The sequence below is a fragment of the Teichococcus deserti genome, from assembly GCF_001982615.1.
In the GTDB taxonomy this organism is placed as follows: domain Bacteria; phylum Pseudomonadota; class Alphaproteobacteria; order Acetobacterales; family Acetobacteraceae; genus Pseudoroseomonas; species Pseudoroseomonas deserti.
This window is the reverse complement of record NZ_MLCO01000559.1, coordinates 1-1,106: the sequence shown is the minus strand read 5'-3', so window position 1 is coordinate 1,106 and position 1,106 is coordinate 1. Positions and strand designations below refer to the sequence as shown.

Sequence of the window (1,106 nt, the reverse complement as noted above, 5' to 3'; positions counted from 1 at the left end):
CCCCCCGCCTGGCGCTGCTGGCGCGCAGCGGGCTGCAGCGCCAGCGCCTGGCCGACCAGGTCTTTCTCTATGCCCTGATCGGCGCCGCGCCGCGGGTCTGACCCGGACGCGGCCTGGAGGTCCCCCCCCAGGCCGCGTCCCGGCGCCGTGCCGGCGGCAGCGCTGCCACGCGAAGGCGGCAGCCCGGAAGAAATCAGGCGACGGCGGGCCAGGCGTGGGGGCCGGCATGGGGGGCGACCATGCCGTGGCGGGCGATCGCCTCCTCGTAGCAGGCGACATAGGCGGCCGAGACCGTCTCCATGCCGAAGCTCTCGCCGAGCGCGGCGGCGTCGCGGCCGAAGGCAGCGCGCGCCGCGTCATCGGCCATGGCGACCATCGCCCCGGCGACCAGCCCGGCGAAGGCCGCGTCGTCGGCGTCCGGCGGGACCACCAGCCCGCCCCGCTTGTCCTCGCGGATCACCATGCGGGCGATCTCGCCGACATCGCTGGCGATGACCGGACGGGCCACCTGCATCGCCTGGATCAGGGTCAGCGGAAAACTCTCGCCCTGGAAGCGGGTCGGCAGGATGGCGCAATCCGACAGGCGGTAGACTCCGTGGATGCAGTCCTGGAAGCCGAGGAACTTCACGTTGGGCATCTGCGCATACAGCGGCTTCAGCCGGTCGGCCTCAGGCCCGGCGCCGCAGAGCAGCAGATGCAGCCTGCGGGCGCTGCCCTGCTGCGCCAGCCGCTGCTGCGCCTGGGTGAGCGCCTGGATCGCCGGCTCCCAGCCCTTCTCCTTCATGGCGCGGGAGACGAGCGCGAAGACCAGGTCGTCCTCGCCGATGCCCAGATCGGCGCGCGACTGCGGGAAGGGCCGCGGGTCCAGCGGCATGCCGTTCGGGATGCAGGAGGTGGAGATGCGCGCCCGCTCGGCCGCGTCCAGCACCTGCAGGTGATCGAGGTTCTTGCGCGTCAGATAGACCCAGTGGCTGACGCGGTGCGCGGCGGTGCGGACGAATTCGGCGCTGAGGTTGCTGACCTCGTAGGAGCCGTGCAGCGTGACGACATAGGGCACGTCGGGCACGTCCTGGCCCTCGCTGAAGAACAGGCCCTCGGCGCCGACG

General features: G+C 72.6%; 1 protein-coding gene. It reads right to left on the bottom strand.

Annotated elements, in window-relative coordinates:
• Window positions 1-193 precede the first annotated feature (193 nt).
• On the bottom strand, window positions 194-1,106 hold a 913-nt coding region (locus BKE38_RS30050), incomplete at its 5' end, for a glycosyltransferase family 4 protein (protein WP_131829822.1).